The organism is Roseomonas elaeocarpi (assembly GCF_042433915.1).
GTDB classification, from domain to species: Bacteria; Pseudomonadota; Alphaproteobacteria; order Acetobacterales; family Acetobacteraceae; genus Roseomonas; species Roseomonas elaeocarpi.
This window is the reverse complement of sequence record NZ_JBHLUN010000005.1, coordinates 495,860-511,738: the sequence shown is the minus strand read 5'-3', so window position 1 is coordinate 511,738 and position 15,879 is coordinate 495,860. Positions and strand designations below refer to the sequence as shown.

At 70.1% G+C, this 15,879-nt stretch carries 12 protein-coding genes; all 12 read right to left on the bottom strand.

What is annotated here, in order from left to right:
* Positions 1-8: 8 nt before the first annotated feature.
* The gene (bamA, locus tag ACFFGY_RS08010; protein ID WP_377043936.1) at positions 9-2,300 is read right to left on the bottom strand and encodes an outer membrane protein assembly factor BamA; all 2,292 of its coding nucleotides are present in this window, start codon (positions 2,298-2,300) and stop codon (positions 9-11) included.
* A 176-nt stretch (positions 2,301-2,476) separates the two neighbouring features.
* Positions 2,477-3,604 (bottom strand): RIP metalloprotease RseP, encoded by a 1,128-nt coding sequence (gene rseP / locus ACFFGY_RS08005; protein WP_377043934.1) that lies wholly within the window; start codon positions 3,602-3,604, stop codon positions 2,477-2,479.
* Between the two features lie 24 nt (positions 3,605-3,628).
* The gene (gene dxr / locus ACFFGY_RS08000; protein WP_377043933.1) at positions 3,629-4,795 is read right to left on the bottom strand and encodes a 1-deoxy-D-xylulose-5-phosphate reductoisomerase; all 1,167 of its coding nucleotides are present in this window, start codon (positions 4,793-4,795) and stop codon (positions 3,629-3,631) included.
* Between the two features lie 10 nt (positions 4,796-4,805).
* Positions 4,806-5,666, bottom strand: coding sequence for a phosphatidate cytidylyltransferase (locus ACFFGY_RS07995; protein WP_377043932.1), 861 nt, complete (start codon positions 5,664-5,666; stop codon positions 4,806-4,808).
* Entirely contained in the window at positions 5,659-6,405 is a 747-nt protein-coding gene (gene uppS / locus ACFFGY_RS07990) for a polyprenyl diphosphate synthase (protein WP_377043931.1), read from the bottom strand. Before uppS ends, ACFFGY_RS07995 begins: the two co-directional genes overlap by 8 nt.
* A gap of 34 nt (positions 6,406-6,439) precedes the next feature.
* Positions 6,440-7,012, bottom strand: a complete 573-nt coding sequence (gene frr / locus ACFFGY_RS07985; RefSeq protein ID WP_377043930.1) for a ribosome recycling factor — start codon at positions 7,010-7,012, stop codon at positions 6,440-6,442.
* A 12-nt stretch (positions 7,013-7,024) separates the two neighbouring features.
* A complete protein-coding gene (gene pyrH, locus ACFFGY_RS07980; protein ID WP_377043929.1) occupies positions 7,025-7,744 on the bottom strand; it encodes a UMP kinase in 720 nt (239 codons plus the stop codon).
* 98 nt (positions 7,745-7,842) lie between these two features.
* Complete coding sequence (tsf, locus tag ACFFGY_RS07975) at positions 7,843-8,754, bottom strand: translation elongation factor Ts (RefSeq protein WP_377043928.1); 912 nt, start codon at positions 8,752-8,754, stop codon at positions 7,843-7,845.
* A 108-nt stretch (positions 8,755-8,862) separates the two neighbouring features.
* A complete protein-coding gene (gene rpsB / locus ACFFGY_RS07970; RefSeq protein WP_377043927.1) occupies positions 8,863-9,756 on the bottom strand; it encodes a 30S ribosomal protein S2 in 894 nt (297 codons plus the stop codon).
* Between the two features lie 311 nt (positions 9,757-10,067).
* Positions 10,068-13,502, bottom strand: coding sequence for a DNA polymerase III subunit alpha (gene dnaE / locus ACFFGY_RS07965; RefSeq protein ID WP_377043925.1), 3,435 nt, complete (start codon positions 13,500-13,502; stop codon positions 10,068-10,070).
* 80 nt (positions 13,503-13,582) lie between these two features.
* Positions 13,583-14,920, bottom strand: coding sequence for a DUF5666 domain-containing protein (locus ACFFGY_RS07960; protein ID WP_377043924.1), 1,338 nt, complete (start codon positions 14,918-14,920; stop codon positions 13,583-13,585).
* Positions 14,917-15,807 carry a DUF6502 family protein gene (locus ACFFGY_RS07955; RefSeq protein ID WP_377043923.1) on the bottom strand — a complete coding sequence of 297 codons (891 nt, stop codon included), beginning with the start codon at positions 15,805-15,807 and terminating at the stop codon, positions 14,917-14,919. Before ACFFGY_RS07955 ends, ACFFGY_RS07960 begins: the two co-directional genes overlap by 4 nt.
* Positions 15,808-15,879 lie beyond the last annotated feature (72 nt).

Below are 15,879 nucleotides of genomic sequence, written 5' to 3'. Positions count from 1 at the left end.
CGGATATCTTAGAAGCGGGTGCCGAAGCCGAAGCGGAACACCTGCGTCTCGTCGTAGCTCTTCTTCACCACGGGCACGGCGAAGTCGAGGTTGATCAGGCCGAATGGGCTGGCCCAGGAAATGCCCACACCGGCGCCCACGCGCGGCGAGGCATCGCTGCGCACGGTGGCGCCGCTCGACGACTGGCTCAGCGCGCCCACGTCCACGAAGGTGCGGCCGGTGATGCCAAGCTCGTCGGGGATGGGCAGCGGGAAGCGGAACTCGGTGGACTGCGTCCAGATCAGGCGGCCGCCGAGGGACTCGTTGTTCGCCGAGCCCACGTCGCGCGGACCGGCACCTGCCACTTCGAAGCCGCGCAGGTTGTCGCCGCCGAGGAAGAAGCGGTCCACGATCAGGTCGCGGCCCCCGGAGAAGTTCTTCAGGTAGCCACCGCCTGCCGACAGCGCCAGCACGTAGTGCGGGTCGCCCAGCAGCTTCTCGAACGGGATGTAGTAGGAGCCGTCGAGCTTCAGTCGGACGTACTTCGCCTCGCCGCCCAGGCCGGCAAGGTCGGTGCCGAAGCGCAGCACGTAGCCGTCCGACGGGTCGAGGCGCGAGTTGCGGCGGTCGTAGGTCAGCGTCTGGCCGACCTGGGACAGCAGGCTCTTGCCCTTCTGTTCCAGGATGTACTGGCTGGTGACGTCGTCGGAGATGTCGAAGATGTTACGCTGGGACAACGTGTAGTTCCACGACTGGCGCAGGAACTCGTTGAACTCGTAGCCGGCGCGCAGCGTGAAGCCGTAACGGCGTTCCTGGTAGCCCGAGTAGTCGCGCAGGTCGCGCGTGACGTAGAACACGTCGGCGCCGACGGCGAGGTTGCGATCCAGGAAGGACGGCTCCGTCACCGAGGCCTGAACCGAGGAGCGGCGCTGCGCGATGGTGCCGTCGATACTGGCATCGATGCCGGTACCCAGCAGGTTACGCTCGCGCAGGCCGACCTCCGCCAGAGCGCCCGAATCCGTGGAATAGCCGCCGCCCAGGCTGATCTCGCCGGTGGCCTTCTCGGACACGTTGGCGTTGACGTTCACCCGGTCCGGGGCGGAACCCGGCGAGGTGGTGACGTTGACGTCGTTGAAGTAGCCGAGGTCGCGCACGCGCTGGCGGGAGCGCCGCAGCTGCGCGGCGTTGAAGGCGTCACCCTCGGCGATGCGGAACTCGCGCCGGATCACGTGGTCCTCGGTGCGGGTGTTGCCGGTGATGTCGATGCGGTCGACGTAGAGCTTCTCGCCCTCGTTCACGTCGAAGGTGATCTCGACAGTGCCCTTCTCGCGGTCGCGTTGGATGCGCGGCTGCGCTTCCACGAAGGGCGCGCCGAGCTCGTTGCCGCGGTCCTGGATCGCCTGGGTCGCGTTCTCCACGCGCTCACCATCGTACCAGTCGCCGGGCTGGAGATCGATCTGGCCGCGCAGCTGCTCGGGCGTGATGTTGCGCAGGTGCGAGACGACGTCGATCTTGGAGACGCGGTACCGCTTCCCCTCGTTGATCGTGTAGGTGATGAAGAAGCCGGACCGGTCCGGCGCCAGCTCCGCCGCCGCCGAGGTGATCTGCACGTCGGCGTAGCCCTGGCGCAGGTAGTAGCGACGCAGTAGTTCCCGGTCGAAGTTCAGCCGGTCGGGATCGTAGGTGTCGGAGGAGCTGAAGGGCCGGTACCAGGCGGCCTCGCGGGTCGCCACGATCTCCTTCAGACGGCTGTCGGAAAAGGCGTCGTTGCCCACGAAGTTGATGCGGCTGACCAGCGCTGTGTCGTTCTCGGTGATCTCGAAGACCACGTCGACGCGGTTCTGGTCGAGCTCGATGATCTTCGGCTCGATGGTGGCGGCGAAGCGGCCGCGGCGGGCATAGACTTCCAGCAGGTGCTGCCGGTCGGTCTGGGCGGCCTGCGGCGTGAACACGGCGCGGGGAACCAGCTGCACCACCGGCCGCAGCTGATCGTCCGACAGCTTGCGGTTGCCCTCGAAGGCGACGCGATTGACGATCGGGTTTTCCTGCACCCGCACCGTGATCCGGTCGCCCTGGCGGCCGACCTGAACGTCACGGAACAGGCCTGTGGCATAAAGGGCACGAAGGGAGCGGTCGAGGCGGTCAGCTTCGAACTGGTCCCCCGGCTGCAGCAGCATGTAGGAGCGAATCGTGTCCGCCTCGATTCGCTGGTTCCCGGACACGTCGATGCCCTGAACGATGCCGCCCTGCGGCCGGGCCGCCGTGGGACGGGCGGGAGCACTCCGGCGAGGCTGTGCCTCCGCCTGATGGGCAGCGAGCACGGGGACGAGACAAGTGGCAGCGAGGAGCAGAGCGCGAGTGGCGTGCAAAGGTCAGGTTCCGTGCCGGCATACCCCCCGGCCGCCCTTCCAGCGGAAGGGCCCCAGGGGCGGGCCGCAAACTAGCGGGAACCTCCCCTTCGCGCCAACCCTGTCTCAGCACGGAAGACGGGGAAGGCCTAGCCGGCCAGCCCCGCGATCCAACGAACAACGCCAAGATGGCTCAGGTCGTTCCATGTGGAGAAAATAAAAAGCGTCGCCAGCACCGCGAGGCCCGCCCGCAGCCCGTATTCCATCGCCCGCGCGGACAGGGGACGGCCGCGCAGCGCTTCCACCGCGTAGAAGACGAGGTGGCCACCGTCGAGCACGGGGATGGGGAACAGGTTGATCAGGCCAAGATTGACCGAGAGCACCGCGATAAAGGTAATCAAGCTCGGCAGGCCCAGCGCCGCAGCCTGACCCGAGATCTGCATGATCCGCAGCGGTCCGCCGAGCTCGTCCGTGCCGCGCTGCCGGGTGATCATCTGCCAAACGCCCACCAGCGTTTCGCGCGAAACCTCCACGGTGCGGGTCACGCCCATCCAGACGGCGCGCAGCGGGCCGACCTGCTCGAAGGTGGGTGCCCCCGCCGCGATGCCCAGGACGCCCGTGGGCTGCTGCCCTTCGCTGCCAGGGCGGGCCGACGGCGTCGCCGTCAGGTCGAGCAGCTGCAGGCCGCGCTGGACGTGCAGCGCGAGGGGCTTGCCGGCGCTGGGGCCGACGCGGTCCTGGAGCTCGGTGAAGCGCGTGATGGGCGTGCCATCGACCGAGAGGATGGTGTCGCCCTGCTGCAGCCCGGCCTGCTCCGCAGCGCTGCCGGCCACCACCTGCCCGACCGTGGCGGTCATCACCGGCTGTCCGACGGTGGCAAACAGCAGCGCGAAGAGCACCGCGGCCAGCACGAAGTTGGCGATCGGACCAGCCGCCACCACGATGGCGCGGTCGCCCACCGGCTTGTCGTGAAAGGTCCGCCCCGCCTGCCAGCGCGCGCGGTCCTCGGGCGAAACATCGGCGGGCTGCTCGTGGCCGTGCAGCTTCACGTAGCCGCCCAGGGGCAGCCAGCCGATCTGCCATTCCGTTCCGCGACGGTCGGTCCAGCGGGCCAGGGCACGGCCGAAGCCGATGGCGAAGCGCTCCACATGGACGCCGCGCCAGCGCGCCGCCCAGTAGTGTCCGGCCTCATGGATGAAGACCAGCACGCCGAGCACCACCACGAAGGCGATGATCGTGCGAAGGGGGCCGACGAGCGTGCCGAGCGAGGGGTCCAAACCGAAACTCTCCGAGAAGGGCCCCTAACGGAGCCCGAGTGCGTCCGCTGCCGCCTCCGCCGCGCGCCGGGCCTCGGCATCCAGGGCGAGCACCGCGCCCAGGTCGGCAACGGCGGGCGCCCCGAGCCGCTCCAGCGTGGCTTCCACGACCTGCGCAATCCCGAGAAAACCCAGGCGGCGGCCCAGGAACCGCGACACGGCGACCTCGTTGGCAGCGTTGAAAATGGTGGTAGCCCCCTGCCCCGCCCGCAAGGCTTCGCGCACGAGCCGTAACGCGGGGAAACGATCGGCATCGGGCGGGAAGAAATCCAGCCGCCCCAGCGCCGCGAGGTCGAGCCGGCCGACATCGGCGTGCATCCGCCGGGGCCAGGCCAGGGCGTGGGCGATCGGCGTGCGCATGTCGGGCGTGCCGAGCTGCGCGATCAGCGAGCCGTCGGCGTACTGCACCAGCCCGTGCACCGCCGACTGCGGGTGCACCAGGACCTCGATGCGCTCGTGCGGCACCGGGAACAGGCGGGCGGCCTCGATGACCTCCAGCGCCTTGTTGAACATGGTGGCGCTGTCGACGCTGATCTTGGCGCCCATGCTCCAGACCGGGTGGCGCACGGCCTGCTCCGGCGTGGCGGCCGCCATCTCCTCCCGCGAGGCATGGCGGAAGGGGCCACCCGAGGCGGTCAGGATGATCTTCTCAGGGACCGAGGGCTGCCGGGTGTCGAGCGCCTGGAAGATCGCGTTGTGCTCGGAATCGACCGGCAGCAGCGTGGCGCCGGAGCGCGCCGCCACGGCGAGAAAGATCTCGCCCGCACAGACCAGGCTTTCCTTGTTGGCCAGAGCCAGCGTGCCGCCACGCCGCAGGGCCGCCAGCGTCGGGGGCAGGCCCACGGCACCGACGATCGCGGCCATGGTCCAGTCGGCCGGGCGTGCGGCCGCTTCCTCGACGGCCCGGGTGCCCGCCGCGCATTCCACGCCGGTTCCCGCCAGGGCGTCGCGCAGCGCCGGCAGGCCACCCTCGTCCGCCAGCACCGCCAGCCTCGGGCGCAGGCGCCGCGCCTGCGCCGCCAGGCCCGTCACGTCGCGGCCCGCCACCAGCGCTTCCACCGCGAAGGTGCCGGGCGCGGCGGCATCCAGCAGGGCGACCGTGCTGCGGCCGACGGAGCCGGTGCTGCCCAGGATCGTGATGCTGCGCGTCATCGCGTGACCGCTACCGCCAAAGTGGTACTCCGTAGCCGATAGCCAGGGAAATCAGTGCCGCCAGCGGGGCCGCCGCCAGCAGTCCGTCGAGCCGGTCCAGCAGCCCGCCATGGCCAGGGATCAGGCTGGACGTGTCCTTGACCTTGAAGTGCCGCTTGATGGCGCTTTCCAGCAGGTCGCCGGCCTGGGTCGCCACCGCCAGCCCCGCCGCGATGACCGCGGCGCGCACCATCGAGCCTGGGGCCAGCACCAGCGTCAGTGCCGCGCCCACCGCCATGGCCAGCACCAGCCCGCCGAGCGAGCCCGACCAGGTCTTGTTGGGCGAGACCCGCGGCCAGAGCTTCGGCCCGCCAAGGAGGCGGCCGGCCATGTAGGCGCCGATGTCGCTGGCCCAGACGGCGGCGAGCAGGAACAGCAGGTTGTCGCGGCCGGCCTGGTTGTCGTGGCGCAGCTCGATCAGGCACAGCCCGCCGATGCCGATGTAGAGCACGCCCAGGGCCAGACGCAGCGAAGGCTGGCGCGGCACGCCGGAGCGCCCGCGCGACCACTGCGCCACGCTCCAGGCGAGCAGGAAGCCCAGCAGCAGCACCGCCCAGGCAATCAGCGGCCGCTCCACCACCGCGGCAGCGCCCGCGAGCAGCACGGCCAGCGGAACGGCCAGCCCCGGCAGCTCCCGCGCCCGGAGCCCGCAAAGATGCACCCATTCCCAGGTCAGGACCGCGACGCAGACGGCCATCAGAGCGGTGAACGGATCGGAGCCCAGCCAGACGCAGAGCAGCGCCAGGGGGCCCAAGATCACGGCGGACAGGAAGCGCTTGCGCAGGTCTCGCCAACGCTTGGCTTCCGCCGCGGATACGGCGGCGTCAGACAACGCAGGCGCCGCCGTAACGGCGTTCGCGGCGGGCGAACTCGCTCAGGGCCGCCGTGAAGTGGCGGGCATCGAAGTCCGGCCAGAGCACGTCGGTGAAAACCAGCTCGGCATAGGCGCTCTGCCAGAGAAGGAAGTTGGACAGGCGCTGCTCCCCGGAGGTGCGGATGATCAGGTCGGGATCGGGCATGTCCCGGGTGGCGAGGTGACGCTCCACCAGCGCCTCATCCACCGAGGCGGCATCGAGGCGCCCGGCGGCGGCTTCCCGCGCGATGGCGCGTGCGGCGGCGGCGATCTCGGCCCGGGCTCCGTAGGACAGGGCGATGTTCAGGTTCAGACGCTGGCCATCGGCCGTCAGCCGCTCGGCGCGCTCGATCTCGGCGGCCGTTTCCACCCCGAAGCGCTCCCGGTCGCCCACGACCCGCAGGCGCACGCCGTCACGGACCAGCTGCGACACCTCGTGCCGGAGGTAGTGCCGCAGCAGGCCCGTCAGCTCCAGTACCTCGGAGGCCGGGCGGCGCCAGTTCTCGGAGGAAAAGGCGAAGAGGGTGAGCCAGCGCACCCCGGCCTCCGCCGCAGCCTCGATCACCCGGCGCGTCGCCTCGGCGCCGGCCCGATGACCCATGGCGCGGGGCAGTCCGCGCCCGGCCGCCCATCGGCCGTTGCCGTCCATGATGATGCCGACATGCACCGGCACGACCGGTGACGCCACACCCGGCCGGCGTTCCGGCAACGCGCCCATGCGTCGGATATCCCCCTGTGCTCGTCAAGCCGACTCAAACGGCTTTGATGTCCTTTTCCTTCTCGGCGAGCACAACGTCCACCTTCTTTACGTATTCGTCGGTCAGCTTCTGCACGTCGTCCGACCAGCGCTTGGCATCGTCCTTCGAGATCTCGGACTTTGTTTCCCAGCCCTTGATCGTTTCCATGCCGTCACGGCGCACCCCGCGCACGGCCACCTTCGCGGCCTCGGCATAGCGGGCAGCCTGCTTGGCGAGATCGTTGCGGCGTTCCTGCGTCAGCGGCGGCAGCGGCACGCGGATCACCTGGCCCTCGGCCTGGGGGTTGAGGCCCAGATTGGCATCGCGAATCGCGACCTCGACCGCCTTGGTCACGGACTTGTCCCAGACCTGCACCGAAAGCAGCCCCGGACCCGCCACGGAAATATTGGCCACCTGGCTCAGCGGCTGGTTCGAGCCGTAGGCTTCGACCCGGATCGGCTCCAGCAGCGCCGGGCTGGCACGGCCGGTGCGCAGGCCGGTGAACTCCTTGCGCAGGGTTTCCAGCGCGCCGTCCATGCGACGGGTCACGTCCTGCTTGAGGTTGGGGAAGTCCGGGGCGGCAGCCATGGGAATGCGTCCTTAGTGCTCGATAACCGTGGTGAAGCGGCCTTCACCCTTCATGACGGCGGTGAAGGCGCCCGGCTCGTGAATGTTGAAGACGATGATCGGCAGCTTGTTCTCGCGCGCCAGGCTGATGGCGGCGGCGTCCATCACCGACAGGTCGCGGGCCAGGACGTCGAGGTAGGTCAGCGTCTCGTAGCGCTCGGCCTGCGGGTTCTTGCGCGGGTCGGCCGAGTAGATGCCGTCCACCTGCGTGCCCTTCAGCAGGGCGTCGCAGTCCATCTCGGCCGCGCGCAGGGCGGCCGCGGTGTCGGTGGTGAAGTAGGGATTGCCGGTGCCGGCGGCGAAGATCACCACCCGGCCCTTTTCCATGTGGCGGATCGCGCGACGGCGGATAAAGGGCTCGCACAGGCTGGCGAGCGGGATGGCGCTCTGCACCCGGGTGGGGACACCCTCCTGCTCCAGCGCATTCTGCATGGCCAGCGCGTTCATCACAGTGGCCAGCATGCCCATGCCGTCGGCCTGCACCCGGTCCATGCCGGAGGCCGCACCGGACACGCCGCGGAAGATATTACCGCCGCCGATCACCAGGCAAACCTCGACGCCCAGCGCTACGACCTCGCGCACGTCCTGCGCGATGGCCTTCAGGGTCTTGGTGTCCAGACCGTAGTCACGCATCCCCATCAGGGCTTCACCGGACACTTTGAGCAGGACGCGCTTGTGGGTCGGCGAAGTCATGGGACGGCGTGTTTCCGTTTTGGGAATAAAAACTAGGCAGGTCGATCCGGCCCAGGCAAGGGTGCCCGGGCCGGAAGGATGACGAGGCGGAGAGGAGCTTAGCCCACGCCTGCCGCGGCGGCCACTTCGGCCGCGAAGTCGCCGGTCTGCTTCTCGATGCCCTCGCCCAGCTGGAAGCGGGCGAAGCCGGTCAGCGTGCCGCCAGCCTTCTGCACCACGGCCTTCACGCGGCTCTCGCCGTCATGGACCCAGACCTGCTCCAGCAGCACCACTTCCTCGTAGTACTTGCGGATACGGCCCTCGACCATCTTCTCGATGATGTTCTCGGGCTTGCCGGAAGCGCGCGCCTGCTCGCTCAGCACGCTCTTCTCGCGCTCCAGCGCTGAGGCGTCGACGGCGGAAACGTCCAGCGCCTCGGGACGGGTTGCGGCGACGTGCATGCCGACCTGGCGACCCAGGGTCTCGAGCGCCTCAACCTCGGTGGCGCCCTCGACGGCCACCAGCACGCCGATCTTGCCCAGGCCGGGCTTCACGGCGTTGTGGACGTAGGTCGCGACCGCGCCCTGCGGCACGGTGAAGACCTTGGCGCGGCGGATCGCCATGTTCTCGCCGATGGTGGCGATCATGCTGGTCAGCTGGTCGGCCACGGTGCCCTCGCCGCCCGGGAACTTGGCGGCCTTGATGGCCTCCACGTCCTCACCAGCGTCGAGCGCGATCTTGGCAACGGCGCTGACGAAAGCCTGGAACTGCTCGTTGCGGGCCACGAAGTCGGTCTCGGCGTTCACCTCGACCATGGCGGCCTTCTGCGGCGCGGAAGCCACGCCGATCAGGCCCTCGGCGGCCACGCGGCCGGACTTCTTGGCGGCGGCGGACAGGCCCTTCTTGCGGAGCCAGTCGATCGCGGCCTCCATGTCGCCGTCGCTCTCCACCAGCGCCTTCTTGCAGTCCATCATGCCGGCGCCGGTCTTCTCGCGCAGGTCGCGCACCAGCAGAGCCGTGATCTCGGCCATGGGTTGATCTCCCGTGTTCTCGCGGCGCGGGGCGTGACCCCGCGCAATGATCGGAAGGCGCGCCGCCAGGGCGACGCGCCTCCCACTCAGTTCAACGGTGTGGCAGGCTCAGGCGCCAACCGCATCCTTGTTCTGGACTTCACCCTCGAGGGTCGCGTCGTCCAGGCCCGAGGCCGGGCTGCTCTGCGCACCGTCCAGCGCCGGGCCGGCATCGGCGGAGCCGGCCTCACCCAGCAGCTCCGGCGAAACCTCGTCGGGCATCACCTCGTCCGGCATCTCCTCGGCGGCGCCCAGGTCCATGCCCGAGGCCTGCAGCTCGGCGCTGATGCCGTCGAACACCGCACCGGCGACCATGTCGCAGTACAGGTTGATGGCGCGGATGGCGTCGTCGTTGCCCGGGATCGGGTAGGTCACGCCCTGCGGGTCGGCGTTGCTGTCGCACACGGCCACGACCGGGATGCCGAGCTTGTTGGCCTCCTCGATCGCCAGCTTCTCCTTGATGGTGTCGATCACGAAGATGATGTCGGGCAGGCCGCCCATCTCCTTGATGCCGCCCAGGGCGCGCTCGAGCTTCTCCTTCTCGCGCGTCAGCATCAGGACTTCCTTCTTGGTCAGGCCGCCGGTGTCACCGGCCAGCTGGACGTCCATCTGCTTCAGGCGCTTGATCGAGCCCGTGATCGTCTTCCAGTTCGTGAGCATGCCGCCGAGCCAGCGGTGGTTCACGTAGTACTGGCCGCAGCGGGTTGCGGCCTCGGCCACGTACTCGGCCGCCGACTTCTTGGTGCCCACGAACAGCACGCGACCACCGGCCGCGACCACGTCGCGAACGGCCTTCAGGGCGCGGTCCATCATCGGCACGGTCTGCTGCAGGTCGAGGATGTGGACCTGGTTGCGGACGCCGAAGATGTAGGGCGCCATGCGGGGGTTCCAGCGGCGCGTGTGGTGGCCGAAGTGAACACCGGCCTCGAGCAGGCCGCGCAGGGTAACTTCAGGCATCGCCATGGTGGGCGTTCCTTTTCTTCCGATGGGATCCGGTTGCACCTCCGCGGCGCCAAGCCCCCATTGCTGAAGGACCGGACCCTTGCCGCGTATCTCGGAAGGGCGCGCCGCGTGCGGATTTGCCGCCGGCGGCGCATCCGCCGGCAACGGGCGGCAGATGGCATGATCGTGTCGTCGGTGCAAGGGCAAAGCCCGCATCCGCCTGACCGGACACCTCACTAGGCGGGCGGAACAGGGCTCGGGTGGACCGCGCCACCCGGCCGGGCCATGCCGGCCGGCAAGCCCTCAGTCGAGGCGCCCCCCCCCCCGCGCCGTCAAGCCGCCTGGACGTCCGCCACGCCCGGCGTCGCCCGCAGCTTCTGGGCGAAGCGCGGCGACACGTTCCAGCTTCCGGGCAGGGTGATCTCGACGCTGCGCTGCTCGTCGATGCAGGGCACCATGACGACCTTGCTCTTGCCCCGCCCCTCGCCTTGCAGGAGGCGCGCGATCTCCTGGATCGCCCCTTCCTCCTGAACCAGGATGCGCAGCCCGCTGGCGACGGCTGAAGCCGCCTGGTCCAGGGACTCGCAATCCCCGGCGGTCAGGCGCACGGCGTCGCCGTCCATCCGGACGTCGACCGAGAACACCACAGCCATGCCTTCCTTCAGGATCTCGCGCGATTTGCTGAGCACTTCCGAGAAGCAGGTGACCTCGGTGCTGCCCGAAGCGTCCGAGATCCGCACCCAGGCCATGCGGCTGCCGGTCTTGGTGGTGCGCTCCTTGGTGCCGACCACGGTGCCGGCGAGCTTGATCCGCCCCGTCCCGCTCTTGGCCGCGTCGTTCATCCGCGCGATCGGCGTCACCCGCAGCTTGGCCAGCACGGTCTTGTAGCTGTCGAGCGGATGGGCCGAGAGGTGGAAGCCGATCGCCTCCGCCTCCTCCGACAGCTTCTCCAGCGTCGGCCAGTCCGGCCGCTCCGGCAGGCGCAGCGGCGCCTCGACCGAGGCACCACCGCCGAACAGGCCGATCTGGTCGCTCACCCGCTCCTCAGCCGAGGACTGAGCGCGTCGCAGGATCGCCTCGGCACCTGAGGTCACCCGGGCGCGGTTGTTGTCGAGGCACTCGAAGGCACCGGCGCGCGCCAGGTTCTCCAGCTGCATCTTGTTCAGCAGCTTTGGATCGACGCGGGACGCGAAATCCACCAGCGAGCGGAACGGCCCGCCCTGCTTGCGCGCCGTCACGAGGTCCCGCATCGCGCCCAGGCCCACGCGCTTCACCGCGGCCAGGGCGAAGCGGATGACCTTCTTATCATCCTCGGTCCGCTCCACCGCGAACTCCGCCTCGGAACGGTTCACGTCGGGCGGCAGCACCTTGATGTTCAGCCGCGTGGCCTCGCCCATATGGCCGGCCAGCTTGTCGGTATTGCCGAGGTCGAGCGACATGGAGGCTGCCAGGAACTCCTCCGGGTAGTTCGCCTTCAGGTACGCCGTCTGGTAGGCGACCAGCGCGTAGGCGGCGGCGTGCGACTTGTTGAAGCCGTATTCCGCGAACTTCTCCATCAGGTCGAAGATCTCGCCGGCCTTCACCTCCGGCACGTCGTTCTTGACGGCACCGTCCACGAAGATCTTGCGCTGCGCCTCCATCTCGGCGCGGTTCTTCTTGCCCATGGCGCGACGCAGCAGGTCCGCGCCGCCCAGCGAGTAGCCGGCGAGCTCCTGCGAGATCTGCATCACCTGCTCCTGGTAGACCAGGATGCCGTAGGTTTCCTCGACCAGCGCCCGCATCTTGGGGTGCGGCGCGTCCCAGGCCTCGCCGTGCTTGCGCGCGCAATAGGCCGGAATGTTGGCCATGGGGCCCGGGCGGTACAGCGACACCGCCGCGATCAGGTCCTCGAAGCGGTCGGGGCGCATCATGCGGAGAACGTCGCGCATGCCCTGGGATTCGAACTGGAACACCGAGGCGGAATCACCCCGCGCCAGCATCTCGTAGGTCTTCGCGTCGTTCAGCGGGATCTTGGCGAGATCCACCTCGGTCCCCTGCCCGGCCAGGATCTGCACCGCGCGCTGGAGCACCGTCAGCGTCTTGAGGCCCAGGAAGTCGAACTTCACCAGCGACGCGCTTTCCACGTACTTCATGGAATACTGCGTCACGAGGTCCGGCGCCCGTGGGTCGCGGTAGAGCGGCACGATGTCGATCAGCGGCTTGCGCCCGATCACCACGCCGGCGGCGTGGGTGGAAGCGTTGCGGAACAGCCCTTCCAGCTCGAGCGAGGTTTCCAGCAGCCGCGCGATTGTCTCGTCCGAGCCCTGCATCTCCTGCAGACGCGGCTCGCCATCGATCGCTTGGCGCAGCGTCACCGGCTTGGTCGGGTTGAAGGGGATCAGCTCGGCCACACGGTTCACCTGACCGTAGGGCATGCCCATCACGCGGCCGACGTCGCGCACCACCGCCTTGGCTTGGAGGCGGCCGAAGGTGATGATCTGGCCCACCCGGTCCGCGCCGTATTCCTCGCGGACGTAGTTGATCACCTCGTCGCGCCGGTCCTGGCAGAAGTCGATGTCGAAGTCGGGCATCGACACGCGCTCGGGGTTCAGGAAGCGCTCGAACAGCAGGCCGAACTGCATCGGGTCGAGGTCGGTGATCGTCAGCGCCCAGGCCGCCACCGATCCCGCGCCCGAGCCGCGTCCTGGCCCCACGGGAATGTCATGCGCCTTGGCCCACTGGATAAAGTCGGCCACGATCAGGAAGTAGCCCGCGAAGCCCATCTTCTCGATGATGTCGAGCTCGAAGGCCAGGCGCTCGCGATAGGGCTCGCGCTCGGTCGTATTCTGCGCGTCGAGCCGCGCTTCCAGCCCACGCTGCGCCATGTCGCGCACCGTTTCGGCCTCGGTCATGCCCGGCTGCACCTTGGGGCAGATCGGCAGTTCGGGCTTGCGGGTTTCCGCCATCACGGCGCAGCGGCGGGCGATCGCCAGGGTGTTGTCGCAGGCCTCGGGCAGGTCGCGGAACAGCTCGCGCATCGCCTCGGCCGGCTTGAACCAGTGCTCGGGCGTGCAGCGCGGACGGTCGGGCTCGGCCAGGGTGCGGCCATGGGCGATGCAGAGCAGCGCGTCGTGCGCCTCGTACATCCGCGCCTCACCGAAATGCACGTCGTTGGCGGCGGCGAGCGGCAGGCTCAGCTGGTCCGCCAGCGCGATCAGCCCCGGCTCGGCGGCGCGGTCACGGTCGGTGCCGTGGCGCGTCAGCTCCATCACCAGCCGGTCGTCGAAGCATTCCTTCAGCGCGCGCAGCAGCTGCTCCGCCTGGTCCCGGCGCCCTTCCAGCAGCAGCCGCGCGACCGGTCCACCCGTGCCGCCGCTCAGCAGAATGACGCCGCGGCTCGACTCGCGCAGCTGGTCGAGGTCGATGCAGGGACGCCCGGAGATATCCTCGCCCAGCCAGCTCAGCGAGCTCAGGCGCTGGACATTGGCCAGCCCTTCCTTGTCCATCGCCAGCGCCACCAGCGCGTCGGGCTGGCAACGCATCGGGTCCGGCCGTTCCTCGGTGGCACGGCGGGCGAGCCAGAGCTGGCAACCCATGATCGGCTGCACGCCTTCCTTGGTGGCGTACTGCGCGAATTCCAGCGCTCCGAACATGTTGGCCGTGTCGGTCAGCGCCACCGCCGGCATCCCGTGCTTGCGGGCGAGTGAGGGCAGCTTGTCGGCCTTGATGGCCCCTTCGGCGAGCGAGTAGGCGGAGTGGACGTGAAGGTGGACAAAGTCGCCGGGCATGACGCCCGTCTACCATGGCCCGCGCGGCAAGGGGACCGATTCCGCGCCCGGCTGCTCCGCGCGGGCCACGGTGCCGCGCCTCAGCGCCCGCGTGCCGATCCCGGACCTCCCGCCTCGAAGCCGCCCCCGCCGAAGCCGGGCACCCCGCCATCGCCCCCCTGCCCGTCCGGCCGCAGCGCACCCTGCGGCCGCAGTGCCGACGGGCGGTCCCGCCCATAGCCGCCGCGATCCAGGCTCCGCCCCGCCGCGCCGCCACTTCCCGTGGGGCCGTTGAGGTTTCCGCCAGACCAGCGGCCCGGAACCGGCGCGGGCTCCCAGCGGGCACCTCCATTCCTGCCATCGCCGGCGTTCGGCGCCCCGCCGGTGCCGGGACGACCCGGCTCCCGCACTGCCGAGGGGAGCGCCGGCATCTGCGATGAGGCCGCGGCCGGCGCTTCCGGCACCGGGCGCAGGGAGCGCGCGACCAGCCCACCACCGGCGTCGCGCCGAAGTTCCACCACGCTCCGCCCGGGCATGGGGTGCAAGGTGCGGTCGAACCCGGTCGAAACGGAGGAGCCCAGCAGAAGCGCGCCACCCGACACGGCCACGAAGGATTCCAGCAGCACGCGCCCGACATCCGGCGCGAAGGCCGCGGCCGGGTCGCGCAGCACGGGATCCGGCTGGATCGACTGCGCCAGCAGCACGCCGCCGCGCAACGTGCCGCTCACCGTGGCGTAGCGGTCGGCTTCGAGATCCAGGGCACCGGCCTCGCGCAAAGGCAGGCGCCCGATGCGAAGGCTGCCGTCGTCGCCGCGCCGCAACTCGCCGTGCACCCGAACCACGCCCGGCGTCCCGAGGTCGATGCGCGTGGCGACGACCGTGCCATCAGCCCGGCGGAGGCCGCTGACCTCCACCCAGTCGCCGGGCTGCGGCGAGATCCCGCGCGTGCCCTCCCCGGCCACTACGTCCTGCCCGGCCACGCTCAGCACGCCGCCGGGGCCGAGGCTTTCCACCGGCCCGGATACCTCGTGCCGCACCGCGACGTGCCTAGCCCGCAGGTCGGTGCCGCCCTCGGCCTCCACCACCACGACCTGCCCGGCGCGCAGTGCCGCGGGCGTTGCTGCCACGCCCTCGATCCGCACTGGCACGTCGGGCGCGTAGCCGACCTCGACGCCGCTGACGCAGATGCTGGCAAAGCCGGTGACCACGCCGATGATGCCGGTGCCGCCGATCCCGCGATCCTCGCCCGCGGCGGCCATGCGACCGGTTCCGCCGATGCCGCGGTCGTCGCCGCCGGCCGCCAGGCTGACCGGCGGTCCGTCATCCGGGCCGATGCGGCAGAAGCCCGACGGCGCGCTGGCCGTTTGCGGCACCGGACCGGCCGGCGCCGCGCACTGCGCCAGGATCAGCAGCGTGCCGAGCCAGGGACGGACCCTCATGCCCCGGGCTTCCGCGGCTCGTCCTCGGCATAAAGGTAGATGCCGAGGTTGACGCGACGGGTCGGCAGGTCGCTGCCGGCCGGAACCTCGCCCTCCGCCTCCAGCGCCGTGAGGGCCAGGCGGTTGATCTCCAGCAGCAGCCGCTGCGCCCCTTCGCGCCCGGCCGCCTCCAGCCGCGCTGCCAGATCCGGGCTCAGCCGGTCGTAGTGGACGCTGCGGTCCAGAAAGGGCGCCGCCCTGCCGGCCTGCGCCCCTTCGGAGGGCGTCAGGTTGGCCGCCGCCGCCGCCAGGTGATCATGGAGGTTGCGGGCGAAGTAGAAGAGCTGCTCGCTGCGCCCGGGTCGCGGCAGGAAGGCACCGACGTTCAGCCGCACGCGATCCTCCGCGTCGATCGTGACGATGCCCTGCTGGAGCCAGTCGTCCAGCACCGTGCGCGGGCGCAGGTCCGTGGTGACGGAAGCGACCAGCGCCTCGAAGCTGGCGCCTCCGTCCGGCGCAGCCGTGCGCGGCAGCGGGGCCGGCCCGCCGGCGGGCGTGGCATAGGCCGGCAGGCCGAGCCAGCGTCCGATGATCTGGCTGCTCACCGTTACCAGGGGCGGCGCTTCCTCGCTGTCCTCGCCGGCAGTGCGCAGGCGGCGGATCTCCTTGCGGTGCACCCCCGTGAGCAGGCTCACCCGGCTGTCGGTGCGGGAGCGGGGATCGGACAGGAGGTCCTCGGTCACGACCTCGACGTACAGGACGCGCAGGAGATCGGCCAGGACCGGAAAGGTGATCCCGCTTCGCACCAGGAAGCGCACGAGCGGCCGCAGCAGCCGGCGCAGCGCCCGCAACAGGGCCGCGCCGTCTTGTGCCCCGGGTTCCCCCGCGTCTCGATCTCCGGGCGCCATCCGCTGCCGTTCTTCCTTTTGCCAGCAGGTTCTAGCACGGGCTTTCCGTGGGCAAAATTCCCACATCTCGGC